The organism is Agrobacterium vitis (assembly GCF_013337045.2).
GTDB classification, from domain to species: domain Bacteria; phylum Pseudomonadota; class Alphaproteobacteria; order Rhizobiales; family Rhizobiaceae; genus Allorhizobium; species Allorhizobium vitis_B.
Map to the genome: position 1 here is coordinate 1719735 of NZ_CP118259.1, position 22550 is coordinate 1742284.

The window sequence follows — 22550 nt, forward strand, 5'->3', positions numbered from 1 at the left end:
GCCGGGCAAACTGCCCGGCATTGATGCTGTCAAAAATTTGACCGTTCTTTCAAAAGAATTACTTCTTTTTCGGCACCTTTGGCACCGTGGTTTTCTTGGCGACCGGCTTGGTCTCCTTCAAGGCTTCAACTTCCGGCTCGGCCTTGGCGACTTTTTTAGCCTTGGAGCGAGGCTTGGCGATGACCTCGCCATCATCAGGCACCACGGCGGCAATTTCGGCTTCTTTCTTCGGCTTGACCGGCGCCACATCGGCCACGCAGTCGAGGGATAGCTGTTCGTCACCATCCTTGGTGACGGTGCCGACCTTGACGATCCCGCCTTTTTTCAGCTTGCCGAACAGGATCTCATTGGCCAAAGGCTTTTTGATATGCTCCTGAATGACGCGGCCAAGCGGTCGGGCGCCCATTTTCTCGTCATAACCACGCGTAGCCAACCAGGCGACAGCCGGTTCCGACAGGTCGAACGTAATGCCACGTTCCGAAAGCTGAGCTTCCAGCTGCATGACGAACTTCTGCACGACCTTGTGGATAACCTCGCTTGGCAGCGGGGCGAACGGAATGATCGCATCCAGACGATTGCGGAATTCCGGGGTGAACAGACGATTGATCGCCTCTTCATCCTCACCACTGCGCTTGGAAGAACCAAAGCCGATAGCCGACTTGGCCATTTCCGATGCACCCGCATTGGTGGTCATGATCAGGATCACATTGCGGAAATCGATCTTCTTGCCATTATGGTCGGTCAGTGAGCCGTGGTCCATGACCTGCAGCAAGATGTTGTAGATGTCAGGATGGGCCTTTTCGATTTCGTCCAGCAGCACCACGCAATGCGGATGCTGATCGACGCCGTCGGTTAGCAGGCCACCCTGGTCGAAGCCGACATAGCCGGGAGGAGCCCCAAGCAGACGCGACACCGTATGGCGCTCCATATATTCAGACATATCGAAGCGCAGCATTTCCACGCCAAGCGACGCGGCCAATTGCTTGGCAACCTCGGTCTTGCCGACGCCTGTCGGACCTGAGAAGACGTAGGAGCCAATCGGCTTATTGGGTTCACGCAGCCCTGCCCGCGCCAGCTTGATCGCCGTCGATAGCGCTTCGATGGCATCATCCTGACCGTAAACAACCGAGCGCAGTTCCTTGTCCAGATTGGCAAGAACCAACTCATCGTCCTTGGACACGGTCTTGGCCGGAATCCGCGCCATCGTGGCGATGGTGACTTCGATTTCCTTCTCGGTGATCAGCTTGCGGCGACGCGAGGCAGGCAGCAGCATTTGCGCGGCACCCGTCTCATCGATCACGTCGATCGCCTTGTCCGGCAGCTTGCGGTCGCTGATATAGCGGGCCGAAAGCTCGACAGCCGTCTTGATCGCCTCGTTGGTGTACCGCAGCTTGTGATATTCCTCGAAATAAGGCTTCAGGCCCTTCATGATCTCGATGGCATCGTCGATAGACGGCTCATTGACATCGATTTTCTGGAACCGGCGCACCAGTGCCCGGTCCTTCTCGAAGAACTGCCGATATTCCTTATAGGTGGTCGAACCGATGCAACGGATCGCGCCAGACGACAAGGCGGGCTTCAACAGGTTGGAGGCATCCATCGCCCCGCCGGAGGTGGCCCCTGCGCCAATCACCGTATGAATTTCATCGATGAACAGCACGGCGCCCGGATAGTCTTCGAGCTCCTTGACCACCTGCTTCAAGCGTTCCTCGAAATCGCCGCGATAGCGCGTACCGGCCAGAAGCGTACCCATGTCGAGCGAAAAGATCGTCGCATCGGCCAGCGCCTCAGGCACTTTCCCTTCGACGATCCGCTTGGCGAGGCCCTCGGCAATTGCCGTCTTGCCCACACCTGGATCGCCGACGTAAAGCGGATTGTTTTTTGAGCGGCGGCACAGAACCTGAATGGTGCGGTTGACCTCGTCATGACGACCGATCAGCGGATCGATGCGTCCCGTCTTGGCCTTTTCATTCAGGTTGACGCAATAGGCCTTGAGGGCTTCCGGCTGCTTCTTGGCCGGACCCTCCTCCTGCTCACGCGGCGGCTTCTGGCTGGCTTCGCTCTCTTCTTCGACACCGCGTGGCGGGCGAGGCTGGGAGGTGCCCGGACGCTTGCCGATACCGTGGGATATGTAGTTGACCGCGTCATAGCGGGTCATTTCCTGTTCTTGCAGGAAGTAAGCCGCATGGCTTTCACGCTCGGCAAAGATCGCCACCAGAACATTGGCACCGGTCACTTCTTCCCGACCGGAAGACTGGACATGGATGACAGCCCGCTGGATGACCCTCTGGAAGCCGGAGGTGGGTTTGGAATCCTCATCATAGCCGGTCACCAGATTGGCCAGCTCATTATCGACGTAATCGCTCACGGTCTTGCGCAGCGTATCGAGGTTCACATTGCAGGCGCCCATCACGGCGGCCGCATCGGCATCATCGATCAGTGCCATCAGCAAATGTTCAAGCGTCGCATATTCGTGGTGGCGCTCATTGGCAAAAGTCAGTGCCTGATGCAGCGCCTTTTCCAGGCTCGGAGAAAATGTTGGCACGGTCAGATCCTCATTTCTTTTCCATGACGCATTGCAGCGGATGCTCGTGCTGCCGCGCGAAGTCCATAACTTGGCTTACCTTGGTTTCGGCGACCTCATAGGTGAAGACGCCGCATTCCCCTACCCCGTGGTTGTGTACGTGCAGCATGACGAGGGTTGCCGCTTCCCTGTCTTTTTGGAAGAACCGCTCCAGAATATGGATGACGAACTCCATAGGCGTATAGTCATCATTTAGCAGCAGAACGCGATATAAATTGGGCTTCTTGGTTTTCGGCTTCGTGCGCGTGATAACCGACGTGCCCCTGTTTGGTCCGTCGTTGTTACCCTGCGCTTGCATGACGATCGGTTGCGCGATCATTTCCATCCATTCTCCCGAGTTCCGGCCGCTTCATCGCAAAAGGCGAATCCCGCCAGACCTCACAGATTCATTAAGGTAGTCCATTTCTCATCGATTTTAAGCCCATAGATACGCACTGCAAAGAGAATTGCGTGTCCGACCTCAAAAAGGCACCCCGGACAAGTCCCGATACCGACGCAACAGGCCTAAAGATAAGTGCCTTACCCGCGTTTTCCAGACCAGCAATCGCAGCGCGTTCAATTCGAGCTGAGATTACCACCAGATAATCATATTGTCTCCCCAGCAATGCCCCAGGCTGACTATAAGACCGCGCATCGATACGAGCCGCCAAACCGGGGCTAGCACGGGAATCACCAACGAAAAACGGCCATCCCACAGGACGGCCGTTTGCAACGACATCAATAAAAAATGATCAGGCAGCCGTCGCGGCGGACGCCGCTTTCGAAGCCTTGGCAAGAGGAGCCTCGTAAGGCTTATAGGCCGTCTTGGCCAGGTCGGCATACATTTCGGTGATCTTGGTGGCTTCCGACACGAACGCTTCGTAGGACGTCTTGGCGTATTTCGTCTGCAACTCGAAAACAGTCTCGATGCTGCGGGCAGCGGTCAACTGTTCCATGAAACCAGCCAGATCCTGGAAGGACTTTTTCGAATAATCCTGGGCTTCGGCAGCGATCGACTGCATGCCCTTGGCAACCTCGGAATAATTCTTCACCATCGTATCGACGGCTTCTTTGCTCTTTTTGTTCACGTCTTCGAAATTCAACATAACAGCACTCCTTTTTCCTCTGCTGACCCAAACCATAAGACAGATTGCTAAAATTGGTCAAGTCAAATTGTGCAGTGCGTCATCGCCAAAAAGTTGCATTTTATCAATAACAAAAAAAAGGCGACCCCTTACGAGGCCGCCCTTCATTATCAAATATCAATAAATGCATTCCTTATGAATGCAACCTGTGATCAAAGATCGACATCCAGAATGGCCATCGAGAAATTATAGGACAGATCGCCATCCTCGTCATCCTTGAAGACAACGCCGAGAAACTCATCGCCCACATACACTTCTGCCGAGTCATCCTTGCGCGGGCGCGCCTTTACAGCCATCGTCGGGTTGAAAGTCCGCTTGAAGTAAGCGTCCAGCTTCTTGATTTCGTCTGCTTTCACAAAAATCTCCATGGATTGTCTGCGCAGCACGAACCTTCGATCCGGCCATGGTGCCGCAGCGCTCTCAAAATTCCAGCATGGCGGTGACTGACAAACCGCACGAACCATGCTTCGGCGGCCTGCTTGTCGCATGGGCCAAACAGCTGTGTAAAGCCGGGAATATCGATCCGCCCCTGCTTTTAAGGGATAATTGCTGGAAGCGGAATCGGTTCACTAAAAAATCAACAGAGAGGGCGATTCTTGATCGCCAACCAAAGCGGCCCCGATGTTATATCGTTCGCACTCCAGCACGACCTCTCGAAATCAACGTGACTTCTGAGACCGTATGGGCACGCATTACGTCAGCCGTCCTCGGACACCACCTGGTTCATCGAGCGGGCCGGCTCCGCACAGCCTGCCTCGCCGACCACCTTGGCCGGTACGCCTGCCACGGTCTTGCCAGCCGGTACAGGCTTCAGCACAACAGAACCGGCGGCCACGCGTGAGCAGCAGCCGATCTCGATATTGCCAAGCACTTTGGCGCCCGCGCCGATCAGGACACCATTGCCAATCTTGGGATGGCGGTCTGCCCCTTCCTTGCCGGTGCCGCCCAGCGTCACCCCATGCAAGATTGAAACATTATCACCGATCCGTGCTGTCTCGCCGACCACCAGGCCTGTTGCGTGATCCAGAAATATTCCCTTGCCGATGTGGGCAGCCGGATTGATATCCGTCTGAAACACACTGGAGGACCGGCTTTGCAAATAGAGCGCAAAATCGCGCCTGCCTTTGTTCCAAAGCCAGTTGGCCAGCCGATGGGTCTGGATCGCGTGAAATCCTTTGAAATACAACACAGGCTCGATAAAGCGCAGGCATGCCGGGTCGCGGTCGTAATAGGCCTGAATATCGACGCGCAGCACGGTGCCCCATTCCGGCCAATCGGTCAGCATTTCCTCGAAAGTCTGGCGCAAAAGACTGGATTGCAGGTCGGCATGGTCGAGCCGTTCACAGATCCGGTAGATCACGCTGCCTTCAAGCGAACGGTGGTTGAGCACGGTGGAATAAAGGAAGGCCGCCAGGAGTGGGTCATGCTCGGCGGCACTGCGGGCCTCCTGGCGCATGCTGTCCCAGATCGGGTCCATGGGCTTGATCATCTCGCGCACAGCAAGATCGTGCATGACAGCCATTGCAATCTCCTCGTTGACGTTCATCTTCCATTATATAGATGATCTATCGATCAGACCAGATGGGGGCATGACATGAAAAAAGCGCGGACCTTTGCAGATAACGGCATAAGGGTGGCCGGACAAAATGGCATTGGCGCGCTGATTATCGACAATCCGACACGCAAGAATGCGATTACCCAGGCCATGTGGCGCGCCATTCCCCCGGCACTGGACTGGCTGATTGGAGAGGCAGGGGTTCACTGCATCGTCATGACAGGTGGCGGCCAGACGGATTTCAGCGCCGGCGCCGACATTTCCGAATTTGACGCCGTGCGCAATGACAGCCGGCAGGCGCGGATCTACGAGGCTGACAATAGTGCGGCTTTCGCGGCCATTCGTGAGGCGCGGGTGCCTGTCATCGCCTCACTTCGCGGGGTTTGCTATGGTGGGGCCTTCGGGCTTGCCGCCGCCGCCGATATCAGGATCGCCGACGACACCGCAATCTTCGCCATACCCGCAGCCCGACTTGGCCTCGCCTATCCAGCAGATGCCGTTGCCGACCTCAGTCGGACGCTGGGCAGCCAGATCGCCCGGCGGGCGCTGTTTACCGGTCAGGCATTTCCCGCCGCTTCTCTATTGAGCTGCGGCTTTTTGGGCGATCTCGTCGCCCCTCAAGCTCTTGACGGTGCTGCCTTTTCTTTGGCAGAAACCATCGCCGCCAATGCGCCGCTGTCTATCCACGCTGCCAAGCTGGCGCTGCGGGCAACGGAAAGCCAGGACGACAGCCTGCTGAGCGAGGCCGCTGTTCTTGGCTCCACCACGTTCGAAAGCGCCGACTACCGTGAAGGCCGCGCGGCCTTTCGCGAAAAACGCCAACCGATCTTTACCGGAGAATAAAAACGTCTACCGGCCATCCAGCTCGGCGTAGAATTCCAGAACGGCCTGTTTAAACACCCTGTCGCCAACCGCCAGCATATGGTCGCGCTTGGGAATATCGATGGCGCGGGCATTGGGCATCAACGCCGCCAGTTCATGGGGTGATCCGGCAATATCATCCACTGTGCCGACACCGATTAGGACAGGCATGGTGATTGTGGCAAGCTCGGCTGCGGACACCAGATCGCGCGACGTAGAGATACAGGCGGCCAGCGCCAGCCGGTCGCTGCGTGTCTGCTCGGCAAAGGCGCGAAACATCCGTCCGCGCTCATGGGTCACATCATCAAGCGAAGGAGCCAGCAGCGCATCGGCAATCGGGTCCCAGTCGCCGACCCCGGTGGATATGCCAATGCCAAGCCCGCCAAACACCAGCGAGCGGACCCGCTGCGGAAAATCCAGCGCCATGAAAGCCGAAATCCGCGCGCCCATGGAATATCCCATCACATGCGCTTCAGCCACACCAAGATGATCGAGCAGCGCTGTGGCATCCGCTGCCATGTTTTCAGGATGATAGACTTCCGCTTCATGCGGCTTGTCGCTCTGGCCATGGCCGCGATTGTCGAGTGCGATCACCCGGTAGCCAGCATCGCCCAACGTCTTCAACCAGCCAGGATGCACCCAATTGACCAGGGCGCTGGAGGCAAACCCGTGGATCAGCAAAACCGCCGGGCCAGACGGATCGCCCTCATCGAAATAGGCGATCTCCAGACCGTCATGACGAAAGCGGGAAAAAGCGGGAGCGTTCAAATTCATCACAATCGGTCCAGTTGATAGTCGATCAAGGCAGCATGACCCGGCCCGCCGCCCCACAACATGCCATCCCCAACCTGCCAACAAGGACAGGACGACGCCAGACATCCGCAAGGGTTGCGATACGCAGTACTCCTTGCTGCATAAGTCGTAACCCCTGCAAGGTTCAAGACGTTATCTGCTTCTACCCCCTGCAAACGCACGCCAATTCTGTAAAAACAATCGGCAGCGCCCTGCATTGGCTCTACCCATTTCAAAAAAAGGCGGCTAATGTCTGGCGCAACCCAATCGCGGTGCATGGCGGTGGCAGAGATGCCGATCACGCGCCATAAACGTTTCATCTTCAGTTGAGTTTCCAGGCCTTGCAGGCCTCGGAAACTGGGCAACAAGGCATTCGGAGCATAGACATGGCCGGTCATTCCATTCCCCATTTCCAGAACGACGGCGGACATCGGCTTGTCGAAATCGGCGTCAAGGAATTCATGTGCACCGGCGCGTCCGTTCCTTTCGATCATCCGCATATCTTCATCGACCTCGGCCATGACACCGAGAAGGTCTGCCCCTACTGCTCAACGCTCTATCGTTATAACAGCAGCCTGAAGGCAACCGAAACCAACCCCGCAGGCTGCGTCTTTCACGTCAAGGCGGCCTGAGCGGCTCTCAGCGACGCGCCAGCGATCGGATTATCACCATGTCCACGAAAACCGTGGCAATTGTCGGCGGCGGCATAGCCGGCCTTGTCGCGTCCTTGTGCTTTGCCCGCGTGGGTATCGCGACCCGGATTTTTGAGAAAAGCCCGCAATTGCTTGAGGTCGGCGCAGGCCTGCAACTGACGCCAAACGTCACCTGGATTCTCGACGAACTCGGAGTTCTCGAGAACCTGCGCGCGCGCTGGCATGAGCCGGATGTGGTGGCGCTCGCCTCCGGCATCAGCTTGAAACGCCTGTGCAACGTGCCGGTTGGCGCACACGCTAAATCCCGTTGGCAGGCGCCCTATGGCGTGTTGCATCGCGCAACGCTGCAACAGGCTCTTCTTGAGGCCGTGGCGCAAAATCCGCTTTGCTCTCTGACATTGGACCAGAGGGTCGAAAGTCCCGATGCGCAAATCCTGCGCGATACGCAGACCGGCGAGCGTCCCGACCTGCTGATCGCTGCCGACGGCGTCTGGTCGCGGTTGCGCAATTTCGTGGCTGGCGGCCCGGACGTGTCCTTCAGCGGCAGCATCGCCTGGCGCGTCACCCTTCCCCAGGCCGAGGCCCCCGCCTTTCTCGACCGACAGTCCGTAACGGCCTTTCTGGGGCCGAATGCCCATATGGTCACCTACCCCTTGCGCGATACCGACAGTATCAACATCGTGGCCATCGGCGCGGGCGTCGATCCCGGCGAAGGATGGGCGGCTCAAACGCAGGATAGCCAGGCTCTGCTGCTGGAGCGGGCCTTCAAAGGTTGGAATAGCGACATCTGCACCATGCTGGCGAATGCCAAGACCAATATGACCTTCTGGCCGCTGTTTCAGGCTGGAAATGGCCGTTGGCACAATGATCGGGATCTGGTGCTGATCGGTGATGCCGCCCATGCCATGCTGCCCTTCTCGGCCCAGGGGGCCGCCATGGCCATCGAAGACGCTTTCGAACTTGCCGATCTCGTCTCCAGGCGGTCCATCCCCCAGGCGCTCGCGGCTTATGAGGCCAGTCGGCAAAAACGGGTCAGCGCTGTGCGCAAACGAGGGGCAATCAACAAATTTGCCTATCACGCCAAGGGGCCGCTGCAAATTGGGCGAGACGTCCTTTTGTCCTTGCGTTCTTCCGATAGCTTTGCCCGCGATCTCGACTGGCTCTACGGCTACCGGCCTGCCTTGACAGACCGGTAAGCAGTAAATTGTCCGATGCCTTCAACCAGAAATTGCTTTCGGATCAGACAGTTAAACAGTAGCTGCCGCAGCAAAACCACGCTCCAGATCCGCCTGGAGATCGGCAACATCTTCAAGTCCGATCTGAAGACGAATCAAAGGCCCATCGGTTGGCGGTTTGGCAACAACGCGGTCGCCGACATTGGCCAGTACCGCCAGGCTTTCGTAACCGCCCCAGGACCATCCAAGGCCGAAAATCTGCAAGGCATCGAGAAAGGCATGCGCCTTGCGCTTGAACCGCGCCGGATCGCTTTCCGCCAACACAAAGGAAAAGATCCCCGAAGCACCTTTGAAATCGCGTTTCCAGATGTCATGGCCGGGAAAACTGGGCAGGGCCGGATGCAGGACGCGCGCAACATCGCCCCTCGTCTCCAGCCATTCTGCAACGATACGAGCACTGCGATCGTGATGAGCAAGCCTGACCGCCATGGTTCTGAGGCCACGCAAAACCATATAACTGTCCTCTGCCGAACCGCAGAGGCCCATGGCGCCATTGGCAGCCATAAGGCGCGGCCAGCAGGCCGCATTGGCCGAAACCGTCCCCATCAGGATGTCGGAATGGCCAGCCGGATATTTGGTTGATGCCTGCATGGAGATATCGACACCGAAATCCAGGGGCCGGAAATAGAGCGGTGTTGCCCAGGTATTGTCCATGCTGACCACGGCGCCATGACTATGAGCGATGTCAGTCAGAAGGCGAATATCCTGCATTTCAAATGTATTGCTGCCAGGAGCCTCGGCGTGAACTAGCTTTGTATTGGCGCGCATCAGCGATGCTATACCTGCACCAATGGCAGGATCGTAATATTCGACCTCGACACCCATCCGCTTCAACATCGTATCGCAGAAATGCCGAGCCGGGTCATAGACCGAATCAACGACCAGCGCATGATCGCCAGGCGACAGGAAAGCCAGGAAAGGAACGGTAATTGCAGCAAGGCCGGAGGGCAGTATAATCGTGCCAGCCGAGCCTTCCAGAACGTCAATCGCATCGCAAAGCGCGTCCGTTGTCGGGGTGCCGCGGGTACCATAGGTATATTTCTGCGTCCGCGTTTCCATGCTTTCGGCAGTCGGAAACAGCACCGTCGATGCCTTGACGATCGGCGGATTGACAAAACCATGGTAGCTTGAGGGATCATGGCCGATATGGCACAATTTTGTATTGGTGCCAGCGCTCGTCAACCAGTCTTTTTTGTCGGACATCCGCTATAACTGCCTTTTTCACGTGCTGGCCGCCTGCCCGATCGAGCAACTTGCCAAGAGTTATGACTATCGAAGATAGCGGCGCAATCCACCTCGTTATCGGTTTATCGCCGCCGCTTCACCACTTCTTTTTTTGAACAGGCCAGCCAAGCATGGTCAAGCCTTGCCGCGTCACCGGGACAATGAAATTCAACGGCGCCATTTAGACTAATTTTTCATCATCAACTGCGGCTTTCCTGTGTTGTCGGCCTAATTTATGAGCAAAAAAATCGAATTGCCACTTTTCGACGCAATTTCCACCCATCAACACTTGACCATGAACCCATTTATGAATGTGATGGGCTTGCTAGGGTCACAACCCGGGCACCGGTGCATGGAGAGGGGCAAGAGCCGTGTCAGGCACCGGAGGGAAGACAAACAGAAAAAAGGTTGGGAAACATGAAAAAGACGCTCCTGTCAGTTGCGCTTGGCGCTGCGGCATTTGGTTTTGGCGCATCGGCAGCCTCGGCCGACACGCTGAGCGATGTTAAGGCAAAAGGCTTTGTTCAATGCGGCGTCAGCCAGGGCATTCCGGGATTTTCCGCTCCGAATGACAAGGGCGACTGGTCGGGTCTGGATGTCGATTATTGCCGCGGCATTGCTGCCGCCGTCTTCGGCGACGCATCCAAGGCCAAGTTTACGCCGCTGTCCAGTAAAGACCGCTTCCCCGCATTGCAGTCGGGTGAAGTCGATGTGCTGACGCGTAACACCACCTGGACGATCAGCCGCGACACCTCGCTCGGCTTCAACTTCCGCACCGTCAACTATTATGACGGCCAGGGCTTCATGGCGAAAAAGAGCCTCAACGTGAAGTCGGCTCTGGAACTGTCCGGCGCGGCCGTCTGCGTTCAGACCGGTACCACGACCGAATTGAACCTTGCCGACTATTTCAAGGCCAACGGCCTGAAATACAACCCGGTCGTGTTTGAAAAGGAAGACGACGCGACTTCGGCCTACGACGCCGGTCGTTGTGACGTCTACACCACCGACCAGTCCGGCCTCTATGCGATCCGTCTGAAGTTGAAGAACCCCGATGACAACATGGTTCTGCCGGAAGTCATTTCCAAGGAGCCGCTCGGACCGGCTGTGCGTCAGGGCGACGACAAGTGGTTCGACGTGGTCAGCTGGGTTCACTATGCCATGGTGAACGCTGAGGAAGCCGGCGTGACCTCCAAGAACATCGACGAAATGAAGGCCAATGGCGGTCCGGACGTCAAGCGCATGCTCGGCGCTGAATCCGGCAGCAAGCTGGGCACTGATCTCGGCCTCAAGGAAGACTGGGCTTACAATGTCATCAAGCTCGTTGGCAATTACGGCGAGGTCTTCGACCGGAATGTCGGTAATGGCAGCCCGCTGAAGATTGCCCGTGGCGTCAACGCTCTGTGGTCGAAGGGTGGCCTGCAATACGGCCCGCCGATCCGCTGATCCGCAACCGGGTCCGATAACCAACCCAAACCAAGCCTTTCTGGGGAGGCGGTGTCCGCACCGCCTCCCCATTGCAAAAGGGCAAGGACATGCGCACCCAAAACCAAGGGTGAAAAAGGGGGAAAAAGCCTCAATGGCAATACAGGATTCGAGCTCCTCTAAAACCGGATCGGTCAGCGCGGCATCGCTCATCTACGACCCGAAGGTCCGGGGCATATTTTATCAGGTGGTTACCTTAGTAATTTTGGTCGCCTTCATCTGGATGGTCGCCAATAATACCATTCACAATCTGCAAAAAGCCAATATCACCTCCGGCTTCGGCTTTCTGCAAGGCCGCTCCGGCTTCGACATCGGTCAGCAGCTGATCAGCTACAGCAGTGATTCCACCTATGGTCGAGCGCTGGTCGTCGGCCTGCTCAATACGCTGCAAGTCGCCGTGGCTGGGATCATCACCGCCTCGATCATCGGCTTTGCCGTCGGCCTTGGCCGGCTGTCGCACAATTGGCTTATCGCCAAGCTCTGCCAGGTCTATGTCGAGATTTTCCGCAATATTCCGCCGCTGCTGGTCATCTTCTTCTGGTACCGCGGCGTCATCGCCATTCTGCCGCAGGCGCGCGATTCCATTGCGCTGCCTTTCGATATCTATCTGAACAATCGAGGCGTCACCTTTCCAAAGGCGATTTTCGGCGACGAGGCCTGGCTGCTATTGCCTGCCATCGCAATCGGTATCGTTCTTTCCATTCTCGTTAGGAAATGGGCCCGCAAGCGCCAGATGGCGACAGGCCAACAATTTCCAATCCTATGGTCGTCGCTGGCTTTGATCGTCGGCTTTCCATTCCTGGTGTTTATGGTGATCGGCATGCCGTTGACCTTCGATCTTCCAATTGTCGGTCGATTCAACATGCAGGGCGGTTCGGTCGTCGGACCCGAGTTCACCTCGCTGTTTCTGGCGCTGTCCTTCTACACCGCCGCTTTCATAGCGGAAATCGTTCGCGGTGGCATCAAGGCTGTCTCCAAGGGGCAGACAGAAGCGGCCAGCGCCCTCGGCCTCAAGCATAACCATACCTCACGGCTCATTGTCGTGCCGCAGGCGATGCGGATAATCATTCCGCCGCTGACCAGCCAGTATCTGAACCTTGCGAAAAACTCCTCCCTGGCTGTCGCCATCGGCTTTGCCGATATCGTCGCCGTCGGAGGTACGATTCTCAATCAGACCGGACAGGCCGTCGAGATTGTTGCCATCTGGTTGGCCGTCTACCTGACGATCAGCATCAGCACTGCGGTCTTCATGAACTGGTTTAATGCCAAGATGGCGCTGGTCGAGAGGTAATATCATGGCATTACACACCCCTGTATTTGTACGCACGGAGATGGTATCCGCCTCTCCGGCTCCCGCTGGCCAGATCGGCACGACAGCCTGGGTCCGCAAGAATCTGATTGCGACCCCGAAAGACGTCGTGCTGACACTGTTGGCATTGGCCTTTCTGGCCTATGTCCTGCCCGGCTTGATCAACTGGCTGTTCGTTCACGCCGTCTGGTCAGGAGCAGGCCGCATTGCCTGCCTTACGGTCTCTCAGGGCGGGGCATTACCGGATGGCAGCGCCGGTGCCTGCTGGGCCTTTGTCGGCGCCAAGTTTCAGCAATTCATCTTCGGACGCTATCCGAGCGAAGAGATCTGGCGTCCATTGACCGTCATGATCCTGTTCGCCGTCCTGCTGGCTCCCATGCTGATTCCGAAGGCGCCGTTCAAGGGTACCAATGCCCTGCTGCTGTTTCTGGTGCTGCCAGTAGTTTCCTTCTTTTTGCTCACTGGCGGCTTTGGCCTCGAGCATGTGGAAACGGCCCGTTGGGGCGGCCTGATGGTGACCCTGATTCTGTCCTTCTTTGGGATTGCGGTGTCGCTGCCGGTTGGCATCATGCTGGCGCTTGGCCGCCGGTCGACCATGCCGGTCATCAAGATGCTCTGCGTGATCTTCATCGAAGTGGTGCGCGGCGTCCCCTTGATCACCGTATTGTTCATGGCCAGCGTCATGCTGCCGTTATTCCTTCCCGATGGCTGGAGTTTCGACAAGTTGCTGCGCGCTTTGGTCGGTGTCTCGATCTTCTCATCGGCTTATATGGCTGAAGTCATTCGCGGCGGCCTGCAGGCCATCCCGAAGGGGCAGTTCGAAGGTGCCGACTCGCTTGGCCTGAGCTACTGGCAGAAGATCCGGTTGATCGTCCTGCCGCAGGCGATCAAGCTGGTCATTCCGGGCATCGTCAATACCTTTATCGGGCTGTTCAAGGATACGTCACTGGTCTCGATCATTGGCATGTTCGACCTCCTGGGCATCGTCATCCTCAACCTGTCGGACTCCAACTGGGCAACGCCTGAGACAGCCGTAACCGGTCTGGTCTTTGCAGGCTTCATCTACTGGCTGTTCTGCTTCAGCATGTCGCGCTACTCGTATTTCATGGAACGGCACCTCGACACGGGCCACAAGCACTAGCATCTGTCGGTTTCGACCTGATCCGACATTTGCTTCATTCTTTCGTTCGTTTGTCGGGACAAGATCGACGTCCTGCTTTCCCGACAAACTCCACTTCTAGGAAACTCAATTATGGCTGAAGCTCAAACCTCCATCGAGAAAGCCCCGACCAAGACCGCAATCGAACTGATTGCCATGAACAAATGGTATGGCGAATTTCACGTCCTTCGTGACATCAACCTCAAGGTCGCGACCGGCGAGCGGATTGTCATCGCTGGTCCGTCGGGCTCCGGCAAATCAACGATGATCCGCTGTATCAACCGGTTGGAGGAACACCAGACCGGACAGATTATCGTCGATAACATCGAGTTGACCAACGACCTCAAGAAGATCGATGAAGTCCGCCGCGAAGTCGGCATGGTGTTCCAGCACTTCAATCTGTTCCCGCATCTGACGATCCTCGAAAATTGCACGCTGGCGCCGATCTGGGTTCGCAAGATGCCAAAGAAGGAAGCCGAAGAAGTCGCGATGCACTATCTGAAGCGCGTCAAGATCCCGGAACAGGCCAATAAATATCCAGGCCAGCTTTCCGGTGGCCAGCAGCAGCGCGTCGCCATCGCCCGCGCCCTTTGCATGAAGCCGAAGATCATGCTGTTCGACGAGCCGACCTCGGCGCTTGACCCGGAAATGGTCAAGGAAGTGCTGGACACCATGGTGGGTCTGGCCGAAGAAGGCATGACCATGCTCTGCGTTACCCATGAAATGGGCTTCGCCCGCCAGGTTGCCGACCGGGTGATCTTCATGGACCAGGGCCAGATCGTCGAACAGAACGCGCCCGCCGAGTTCTTCGACAATCCACAGCACGAGCGCACCAAGCTGTTCCTTAGCCAGATCCTGCACTAGGATCTGACTAATATCCTGGAGCACAGCGCCGTGCGCCATATATGGTGCACGGCGCTGTCGTGTTTGTCAGGGACAAGTGGAAACCGATTTTTCCGAAAAGACATGCGAAAGAGAACGCCATAGAATGTCAGATGAATCCAGATAGACCCGTCACGCTATGGAATCGGGGGCCGTACAGGCGGTCCTTGCACGGCTTTTGCCAGTGAAAACAGCAGGGCTTCCTGAAACGGAACTGCCATCAGATCCAACCCAACCGGCAACCCGTCAGCTTGCCCGACCGGCACATTGATGGCGGGCCACCCAAGCGCCGAAGCCAATACGCCATTGCGTTCAGGTCTCGACTGTTCACCGATCAAAAGAGCGGTACGATGTTGCGCAGGGTAGGCCAGCGCATCGAGCCGATGCCCCTGCATCAGCTCCTCGGTAAGCATTCGTATCGTCTTCGCAGCAGCGATCTTACGGGCATAATCTAGCTTCGCGTCATCCCTATCCGCATCCAGGGCCGTTTTAAGCAGCATATGCATGGTCGAATGAGGCCAGCGTCCGTCTTCGACATAGGCTCTGAAGCTACGGATCGGGGCACCGGTGTTCAAGCCGCTCAGCCAGCCGTCGAATGCGCTTTCAAATTCGTGAGCATGCAGCGCCAGATCATTATATAGCGATAGAGAATTAAACCGTGGTTCCTCAATTTCGACAACAACGACATCCCTGCTGCGAAGTCGCTCAAAAGCAGCATCCAAGCAACGGTTGATGCCGACATGCTCCTCGCCCTTACCAAACAACCCCTTCAGCACGCCGATGCGCATGCCCTCGACTTTCGGCCACCGTGAAACCTTAAGACCATCCCTATCCAAGTCGCGGGCCGCCAAACTCACGGCGTCATCCGGATCAAAGCCAATCATCATCCGAAATGCCAGCGCCAGATCTTCGAGCGTCCCCGCGAGCGGCCCCAGCACGTCCATGGTCGGCGAGACGGGAATCGTTCCGCTTCGGGCGATCAGCCCCCGGCTTGGCCTCAATCCGAAAACGCCGCAAACATGAGCGGGATTGCGGATCGAGTTTACTGTTTCCGTGCCGAGGGCAACGTTGCAAGCCCCAATCGCTACCGCAATAGCCGAGCCGCCGGAAGACCCGGCTGGCGTACGGGACGGATCGTAGGGATTGAGTGACTGGCCGCCAAGCGAGCTTAATGTGCTTCCCGCCCCGGCCAGTTCATCCAGATTGGTCTTGCCGATCACCACCGCGCCATGCTGTTTCAACCGGCGCAGTGCAAAGGCATCACGACGCGGCACATAGTCTTTAAGGGCGACGGCCCCGCCGGTCGTGTTCAGCCCCGCGGTTTCGATATTGTCCTTGACGGCAACAACCACGCTCCGCAGCGGAAGGTACTCACCCTCTTCATGCCGGCGGTCCACAGATTTCGCCTCATCCAACATCATTGGATTGAGGCAAAGGAACGCCTCAAGATGCTCGAAAATCCCGAGGTTTTCCAGGCACCGTTCCGCATGAGCGACAGACGAGCCGAGCGTTGGCTCTTGATCCTCAACAACCATCAACCTCATGCTCCGCGCTACCGCATCGGACCAAAAAGATGAAGGCCGACGGTCTTACGGCTTGAGATTAGGCCGCCTCAATGGCCTTGGCAACGGCTTCGATGGCATCGTCGGCCTTGGCACCATCAGGACCGCCTGCCTGGGCCATATCGGGCCGTCCACCACCGCCCTTGCCACCAAGGGCGGATGAGGCAATCCGGACCAGATCGACAGCGGAAACCTTGCTAGTCAGATCAGCCGTCACACTCGCAACAGCACTGGCTTTGCCATCCTCGGCCACTGCGATCAGAAGGACCACGCCAGACCCGAGTACAGATTTGGCGTCGTCGGCCATGCCCTTGAGATCCTTCGGATCGATCCCAGCGAGTTGCTTGCCGATGAATTTGATCCCGCCCAAGTCGCGCGGCACGTCGGCAGCGCCGGTTGAGCCGCCACCCATGGCAAGCTTCCGCTTGGCATCAGCCAATTCACGTTCCAGCTTGCGGCGCTCGTCCACCAAAGCTTCTATGCGAGAAACGACATCGACGGGCTGGACCTTCAAGGCGGATGCCAGCGCTTTGACACGTTCGTCCTGTTCGGCCAGATAGGCACGGGCGGATTCGCCTGTCAGGGCCTCGATCCGGCGGACACCTGCACCAACAGCGCTTTCGGCCACCAGCCGTACCAAGCCGATATCGCCTGTCGCCGAGACGTGCGTTCCGCCGCAAAGCTCAATGGAATAGGGCTTGCCAGCCTTGGGACCGCGCACCGCCGTACCCATCGACACGACACGCACTTCATCCCCGTATTTCTCGCCGAACAGCGCCATGGCACCCTCGGCAATCGCATCATCCACCGCCATCAAGCGGGTGGTGACGGCAGCATTTTGGACAATGATTTCATTGGCCATGTCTTCAACGATCTTCAACTCCTCCGCCGTGACAGGCTTGGGATGGGAAATGTCAAAACGAAGACGTTCCGGCGCAACCAGCGAACCCTTCTGTGCCACATGGCTGCCTAGCACATCGCGCAAGGCCTCATGCAGCAGATGCGTCGCGGAATGGTTGGCCCGTAGTCTGGAGCGCCGAGCATGATCAACATTGAGCGCGACGACCGTACAGGCGCGAACAGTCCCTTCACGAACCGTGGCAACGTGGACAAACAGCCCCTCGCCCTTCTTTAGGGTATCGCGCACCTCAAGAACGAATCCATCTCCAACGATTTCACCGGTATCGCCAACCTGACCACCGGATTCGCCATAAAATGGGGTCTGGTTGACCACAACCTGGACATTCTCGCCCGCAGCAGCTTGCTCGATCACCGCACCATCACGCACCAGCGCCTGGATTTCTCCCTCGGCGCTTTCGGCGGAATAACCGAGAAACTCAGTTGCGCCGTGCTTGTCCTTCAATTCGAACCAGACAGTTTCCGTCGCCTTGTCGCCTGAGCCGGACCAGCTAGCACGGGCTTCCGCCTTCTGGCGCTGCATAGCATCGTTAAAGCCGGTGATATCGACGCCAATGCCACGGGCCCGCAGCGCATCCTGCGTCAAATCCAGCGGAAAACCGTAGGTGTCGTAAAGCTTGAAAGCGGTCTCGCCGTCAATGCTATCGCCCTTGTTCAGAGTGGCGGTCGCGTCGGATAGCAGCGAAAGGCCACGCTCCAACGTCTTGCGGAAACGATTTTCTTCGAGCTTCAAGGTTTCGGAAATCAGTGCCTCGGCGCGGACCAGTTCCGGATAGGCGCGCCCCATCTGCTGCACAAGCACAGGCAAAAGCTTGTAAATCATCGGATCGCGGGAGCCGAGCAGTTCCGCATGGCGCATGGCGCGGCGCATGATCCGGCGCAGAACATAGCCGCGACCTTCGTTCGATGGCAACACACCATCAGCGATCAGGAATGCGGACGACCGCAGATGATCGGCAATCACCCGGTGGCTGGCCCGGCGCTCTCCCTCAGCCGGAACACCGGTGAGATCGACGGAAGCATCGATCAGGGCGCGGAACAGGTCGATATCGTAATTGTCATGTTTGCCCTGCAACAGGGCCGCAACCCGCTCCAGGCCCATGCCCGTATCGATGGACGGACGCGGCAGGTCGACCCGCTGCTCCTTGGTCACCTGTTCATATTGCATGAAAACCAGGTTCCAGATCTCGATGAACCGGTCGCCATCCTCATCGGCAGAGCCCGGAGGGCCGCCCCAGATATGGTCGCCGTGGTCATAAAAGATTTCGGAGCACGGACCGCAGGGACCGGTATCACCCATTGCCCAGAAATTGTCGCTGGTGCCAATCCGGATGATCTTCTCTTCCGGCAGACCGGCTATTTTCTTCCACAAGCCAAAGGCTTCGTCATCGGTATGATAAACGGTGACGCAAAGCTTGTTGCGATCAATGCCGAATTCCCGGGTAATCAGGTTCCAGGCCAATTCGATGGCATTTTCCTTGAAATAATCGCCGAAGGAAAAATTGCCCAGCATTTCGAAAAACGTGTGGTGACGGGCCGTGTAACCGACATTGTCAAGATCGTTATGCTTGCCCCCGGCCCGAACGCATTTCTGCGCCGTGGTCGCACGGGAATAAGGCCGGTGTTCCAGTCCGGTGAAGACATTCTTGAATTGCACCATGCCGGCATTGGTGAACATCAAGGTCGGGTCATTGCGCGGCACGAGCGGGCTCGACGCAACAACTTCATGACCATTGGTCTTGAAGTAATCGAGGAAGGTCGACCGAATGTCATTTACGCCGCTCATGGGATGCCCTTGGAATAAGTGTCCGTTGCCGGACAGACGTCAGAAAACAACGGCTTTTATCGTCCGCCATGACGCCTGTCCAGCCTATCGAAAGAAAAGGGCCGGAGATGTAAATCCCCAGCCCGCAACAATGAACAGGTCCAACCACCAGATAAGTGGTCCCGATCAATCAAGCGTCATCAAGACCGACGCTGTCATTGGCGTCCGGACCGCCATTTTCAAGAAAGCGCTCGGCGATCAGACCAGCGTTCTGGCGAAGCGCCGTTTCGATTTCATCGGCAACCGCAGGATTATCACGCAGGAAGATCTTGGCGTTTTCCCGGCCCTGCCCCAGTCGCTGGCTATTATAGGAAAACCAGGCCCCGGCTTTCTCAACTATCCCGGCCTTGACGCCCAGATCGACCAATTCACCGGTCTTCGACACGCCTTCGCCATACATGATGTCGAATTCCACCTGCTTGAAGGGCGGCGCCATCTTGTTCTTGACCACCTTGACGCGGGTCTGGTTACCAACGATCTCTTCGCGATCTTTGACGGCACCGATACGGCGAATATCAAGACGAACCGAAGCGTAGAATTTCAAGGCGTTACCGCCAGTCGTCGTTTCCGGCGAACCGAACATCACGCCGATCTTCATACGGATCTGGTTGATGAAAACCACCATGCAGTTCGAACGCGAGATCGAACCCGTCAGCTTGCGCAGCGCCTGGCTCATCAACCGCGCCTGCATGCCCGGCAGGCTATCGCCCATTTCGCCTTCTATTTCAGCTTTCGGCGTCAAGGCCGCAACCGAGTCGATCACCAGCACATCGATGGCGCCCGAACGCACCAGCGTATCGGTGATTTCCAGTGCCTGTTCGCCGGTATCTGGCTGCGAAATCAGCAAATTCTGGAGATCAACGCCCAGCTTGCGGGCATAGACCGGATCCAGCGCATGCTCGGCATCGACGAAAGCGCAAACGCCGCCCTTTTTCTGGGCCTCGGCAATGGTTTGCAACGCAAGCGTCGTTTTACCGGAGCTTTCCGGTCCATAAATTTCAATGATACGGCCTTTGGGAAGACCACCAATGCCGAGCGCGATATCGAGGCTGAGAGAACCCGTCGATACGGTTTCAACCTCCACGATTTTTTCGTTCGCACCGAGCTTCATGATTGAGCCCTTGCCGAATGATCGCTCGATCTGCGACAGGGCCGCTTCCAATGCCTTGCTTTTATCCACCGTTTTGTCCTCTACGAGCCGCAAAGAATTTTGTGACATTTGAACCACCTTTAGGTTATTGAAGCCGCGTAGGCAACGAAACAGCAGACAGCGACTATGTACATGGTTTGTTCTGTTTTTGCAAGTCCTACTCAAGTCGTTGTGTTTATTTTTTAATCTGACGGGTGTTCTCTTAATGTTTCCATGGCATTGGCCAGCGAGAGAAGTTGGTTTCCAGCCTATGACACCCCAGGGAATGACGCCTTCGCGATTCGAATTTCCACTGTTTCAAGGAGGCTGGCAGATATGAGTCTCGACATTCTCGTTCTGGGCGGCGCGCATATTGATCGGCGCGGACGCATTGATGCGGAAACCGTTCCTGGCGCCAGCAATCCGGGGCGATGGCTGGAAGAACCGGGTGGCGGCGGCTTTAACGCTGCACGCGCCCTGGCGCGGCTTGGATTGAATGTTGCCATGATCAGTCCCCGCGGCGGCGATGCGCTTGGGCAACGAGTTGCGGTCGCGGCCGAAGCGGCTGGTGTTGACGACCGGCCTTTCACCTTTCTCGACCGGAGCACACCAAGCTACACTGCTATTTTGGAAAAAGACGGCAATCTGGTGATCGGCCTTGCCGATATGGAGCTCTACCGTTTATTCTCGCCGCGCCGGCTGAAAGTACGCGCCGTTCGCGAGGCTTTCGAGACCGCACACCTTTTGCTGGTTGATGCCAACCTGCCGCAGGAGACGCTGGAGGCGATTGCTACGATGGCGCGCCAGCTTGCCAAACCTCTGGCCGGGATCGGCATTTCACCGGCCAAGGTGGTGCGATACGCAGCCTGCCTCGATAGCTTCGATATGCTGTTCCTCAATGGCGCTGAAGCCGCGGTACTAGCTGGAATAAGGCCGGATGACCCTTCTGATTGGCCAGACCTGCTTCGCGCCAAAGGCCTCCAGGGCGGCGTAGTCACCAATGGTGCGGGGCCGGTCGTGGCCTTTGATCCCAGCGGTGACTACGCCCTGACGCCGCCGCCGCTGGAAGCACTGGCCGATGTGACCGGGGCTGGCGATTCGCTTTGTGCAGGAGTGCTTTCGCAAAGAGTGAATGACAGTCCCTTGCCGCTGGCGTTGCGCCACGGTGTTGCCTTGGCTGGCCTGACCCTGCTATCAGACAGGGCAACAGACGAGGATCTCACCGCAGATCGCCTCGCCGTGCGCCTTGGCCTTGTTGGCGAGCCGCGCGCCCTTTCCCACCAAACGAGTTCCCGACCATGACCCGTTCGATTTCCCCGCTCCTGCCCATCGTATACGCCCGCGAAGTGGCTGCGGCCAAGACGCACAATGCTCCCATTGTCGCGCTGGAATCCACCATTATCACCCATGGCATGCCCTATCCGAAAAATGTTGAGATGGCGCAAAGCGTGGAGGCAATCATTCGCGACGGCGGCGCCGTACCGGCCACCATCGCCGTGATTGAAGGTGTCTTGCATATCGGGCTGGAAGAAGATCAGCTGCAAAAACTGGCGCAGATGACTGATGTCCTGAAGGTCTCTCGGGCCGATCTCGCCTACGCCATTGCCGAACGCCGCAGCGGCGCTACCACGGTAGCCGCGACGATGATCGCCGCCGCCCGCGCCAACATCTCGGTTTTTGCCACCGGCGGCATCGGCGGCGTGCATCGTGGCGCGGAAGAAAGCTTCGACATTTCAGCCGACCTGGAAGAACTGGCGCGCACCCCGGTCATCGTCGTCTGCGCCGGGGCAAAAGCCATTCTTGATATTCCCAAGACCTTGGAAGTCTTGGAAACCCGTGGCGTACCTGTCGTGACTTACGACAGCGACGAATTTCCAGCCTTCTGGTCGCGGGAATCGGGTTTGAAAAGCCCACTTAAACTGGAAAGCCCGGCGGCAATTGCCAATTTCCAGAAGGTACGCGACCAATTGGGTATCGATGGTGGCATGTTGATCGCCAACCCCGTGCCGGAAGCAGACGAAATTGCGCGCGAGGAAATGGAAATCTATATTGGACGGGCGCTGGCCGCGGCCGAACGCGAGGAAATCACCGGCAAAGGCGTCACGCCTTTCCTGCTCGACGCAATCTATCACCTTACCGACGGCCGCAGCCTGACCACCAATATCGCATTGGTGGAAAACAACGCACGTCTTGCAGCGGAAATTGCCGTCGCGATGCTGTAAGCATCTGATATCAAAGCAGATTGGGGGCAACAAT

General features: G+C 57.3%; 20 protein-coding genes. 9 read left to right on the plus strand and 11 right to left on the minus strand.

What is annotated here, in order from left to right:
• Positions 1–58: 58 nt before the first annotated feature.
• The 5 genes from clpA to cysE all read right to left on the minus strand — a co-directional run bounded on the left by clpA (position 59) and on the right by cysE (position 5230).
• On the minus strand, positions 59–2545 hold the full coding sequence (gene clpA, locus G6L01_RS08335; RefSeq protein ID WP_070164904.1) for an ATP-dependent Clp protease ATP-binding subunit ClpA: 2487 nt from the start codon (positions 2543–2545) through the stop codon (positions 59–61).
• Between the two features lie 10 nt (positions 2546–2555).
• Positions 2556–2903 carry an ATP-dependent Clp protease adapter ClpS gene (gene clpS / locus G6L01_RS08340; protein WP_041698048.1) on the minus strand — a complete coding sequence of 116 codons (348 nt, stop codon included), beginning with the start codon at positions 2901–2903 and terminating at the stop codon, positions 2556–2558.
• A gap of 412 nt (positions 2904–3315) precedes the next feature.
• Positions 3316–3669 carry a phasin family protein gene (locus G6L01_RS08345; protein WP_070164905.1) on the minus strand — a complete coding sequence of 118 codons (354 nt, stop codon included), beginning with the start codon at positions 3667–3669 and terminating at the stop codon, positions 3316–3318.
• A gap of 191 nt (positions 3670–3860) precedes the next feature.
• On the minus strand, positions 3861–4064 hold the full coding sequence (locus tag G6L01_RS08350) for a DUF3126 family protein (RefSeq protein WP_060717075.1): 204 nt from the start codon (positions 4062–4064) through the stop codon (positions 3861–3863).
• Positions 4065–4405: 341 nt separating this feature from the next.
• Positions 4406–5230 (minus strand): serine O-acetyltransferase, encoded by an 825-nt coding sequence (gene cysE, locus G6L01_RS08355; RefSeq protein WP_070164906.1) that lies wholly within the window; start codon positions 5228–5230, stop codon positions 4406–4408.
• Between the two features lie 72 nt (positions 5231–5302).
• Between cysE and G6L01_RS08360 the strand changes: the two genes are divergently transcribed.
• Positions 5303–6106, plus strand: coding sequence for an enoyl-CoA hydratase-related protein (locus G6L01_RS08360; protein WP_070164907.1), 804 nt, complete (start codon positions 5303–5305; stop codon positions 6104–6106).
• A gap of 6 nt (positions 6107–6112) precedes the next feature.
• Here G6L01_RS08360 and G6L01_RS08365 read toward each other — a convergent pair whose 3' ends face one another.
• The gene (locus G6L01_RS08365) at positions 6113–6898 is read right to left on the minus strand and encodes an alpha/beta fold hydrolase (protein WP_070164908.1); all 786 of its coding nucleotides are present in this window, start codon (positions 6896–6898) and stop codon (positions 6113–6115) included.
• Positions 6898–7314: a hypothetical protein gene (locus G6L01_RS08370; RefSeq protein WP_070164909.1), complete on the minus strand. Its 417-nt coding sequence runs from the start codon at positions 7312–7314 to the stop codon at positions 6898–6900. Before G6L01_RS08370 ends, G6L01_RS08365 begins: the two co-directional genes overlap by 1 nt.
• Here G6L01_RS08370 and G6L01_RS08375 point away from each other — a divergent pair.
• Together G6L01_RS08375 and G6L01_RS08380 are read left to right on the plus strand one after the other, a co-directional pair.
• Positions 7303–7548, plus strand: a complete 246-nt coding sequence (locus tag G6L01_RS08375) for a zinc-finger domain-containing protein (protein ID WP_015916247.1) — start codon at positions 7303–7305, stop codon at positions 7546–7548. The two genes, G6L01_RS08370 and G6L01_RS08375, sit on opposite strands and share 12 nt — an antisense overlap.
• Positions 7549–7586: 38 nt before the next feature.
• Positions 7587–8765, plus strand: a complete 1179-nt coding sequence (locus G6L01_RS08380) for an FAD-dependent monooxygenase (protein ID WP_070164910.1) — start codon at positions 7587–7589, stop codon at positions 8763–8765.
• Positions 8766–8816: 51 nt separating this feature from the next.
• Here G6L01_RS08380 and G6L01_RS08385 read toward each other — a convergent pair whose 3' ends face one another.
• Positions 8817–10007, minus strand: a complete 1191-nt coding sequence (locus G6L01_RS08385) for a cystathionine beta-lyase (protein ID WP_070164911.1) — start codon at positions 10005–10007, stop codon at positions 8817–8819.
• A 438-nt stretch (positions 10008–10445) separates the two neighbouring features.
• Between G6L01_RS08385 and G6L01_RS08390 the strand changes: the two genes are divergently transcribed.
• The 4 genes from G6L01_RS08390 to G6L01_RS08405 all read left to right on the plus strand — a co-directional run bounded on the left by G6L01_RS08390 (position 10446) and on the right by G6L01_RS08405 (position 14842).
• On the plus strand, positions 10446–11471 hold the full coding sequence (locus G6L01_RS08390) for an amino acid ABC transporter substrate-binding protein (protein ID WP_174089206.1): 1026 nt from the start codon (positions 10446–10448) through the stop codon (positions 11469–11471).
• A gap of 133 nt (positions 11472–11604) precedes the next feature.
• Positions 11605–12801, plus strand: coding sequence for an amino acid ABC transporter permease (locus G6L01_RS08395; RefSeq protein ID WP_070164913.1), 1197 nt, complete (start codon positions 11605–11607; stop codon positions 12799–12801).
• A 4-nt stretch (positions 12802–12805) separates the two neighbouring features.
• Entirely contained in the window at positions 12806–13960 is a 1155-nt protein-coding gene (locus G6L01_RS08400; protein WP_070164914.1) for an amino acid ABC transporter permease, read from the plus strand.
• Between the two features lie 111 nt (positions 13961–14071).
• Positions 14072–14842 carry an amino acid ABC transporter ATP-binding protein gene (locus G6L01_RS08405; protein ID WP_070164915.1) on the plus strand — a complete coding sequence of 257 codons (771 nt, stop codon included), beginning with the start codon at positions 14072–14074 and terminating at the stop codon, positions 14840–14842.
• A gap of 155 nt (positions 14843–14997) precedes the next feature.
• Here G6L01_RS08405 and G6L01_RS08410 read toward each other — a convergent pair whose 3' ends face one another.
• From G6L01_RS08410 to recA, 3 genes are all read right to left on the minus strand, one after another.
• A complete protein-coding gene (locus tag G6L01_RS08410) occupies positions 14998–16395 on the minus strand; it encodes an amidase (protein WP_070164916.1) in 1398 nt (465 codons plus the stop codon).
• A 67-nt stretch (positions 16396–16462) separates the two neighbouring features.
• The gene (gene alaS / locus G6L01_RS08415; RefSeq protein ID WP_070164917.1) at positions 16463–19126 is read right to left on the minus strand and encodes an alanine--tRNA ligase; all 2664 of its coding nucleotides are present in this window, start codon (positions 19124–19126) and stop codon (positions 16463–16465) included.
• Positions 19127–19295: 169 nt separating this feature from the next.
• Positions 19296–20384: a recombinase RecA gene (gene recA, locus G6L01_RS08420; protein WP_015916255.1), complete on the minus strand. Its 1089-nt coding sequence runs from the start codon at positions 20382–20384 to the stop codon at positions 19296–19298.
• A 246-nt stretch (positions 20385–20630) separates the two neighbouring features.
• Here recA and G6L01_RS08425 point away from each other — a divergent pair, with 246 nt between their 5' ends.
• Together G6L01_RS08425 and G6L01_RS08430 are read left to right on the plus strand one after the other, a co-directional pair.
• Positions 20631–21596, plus strand: a complete 966-nt coding sequence (locus G6L01_RS08425) for a carbohydrate kinase family protein (protein WP_070164918.1) — start codon at positions 20631–20633, stop codon at positions 21594–21596.
• Positions 21593–22516: a pseudouridine-5'-phosphate glycosidase gene (locus G6L01_RS08430; protein WP_070164919.1), complete on the plus strand. Its 924-nt coding sequence runs from the start codon at positions 21593–21595 to the stop codon at positions 22514–22516. The genes G6L01_RS08425 and G6L01_RS08430 overlap by 4 nt, the downstream gene beginning before the upstream one ends.
• Positions 22517–22550 lie beyond the last annotated feature (34 nt).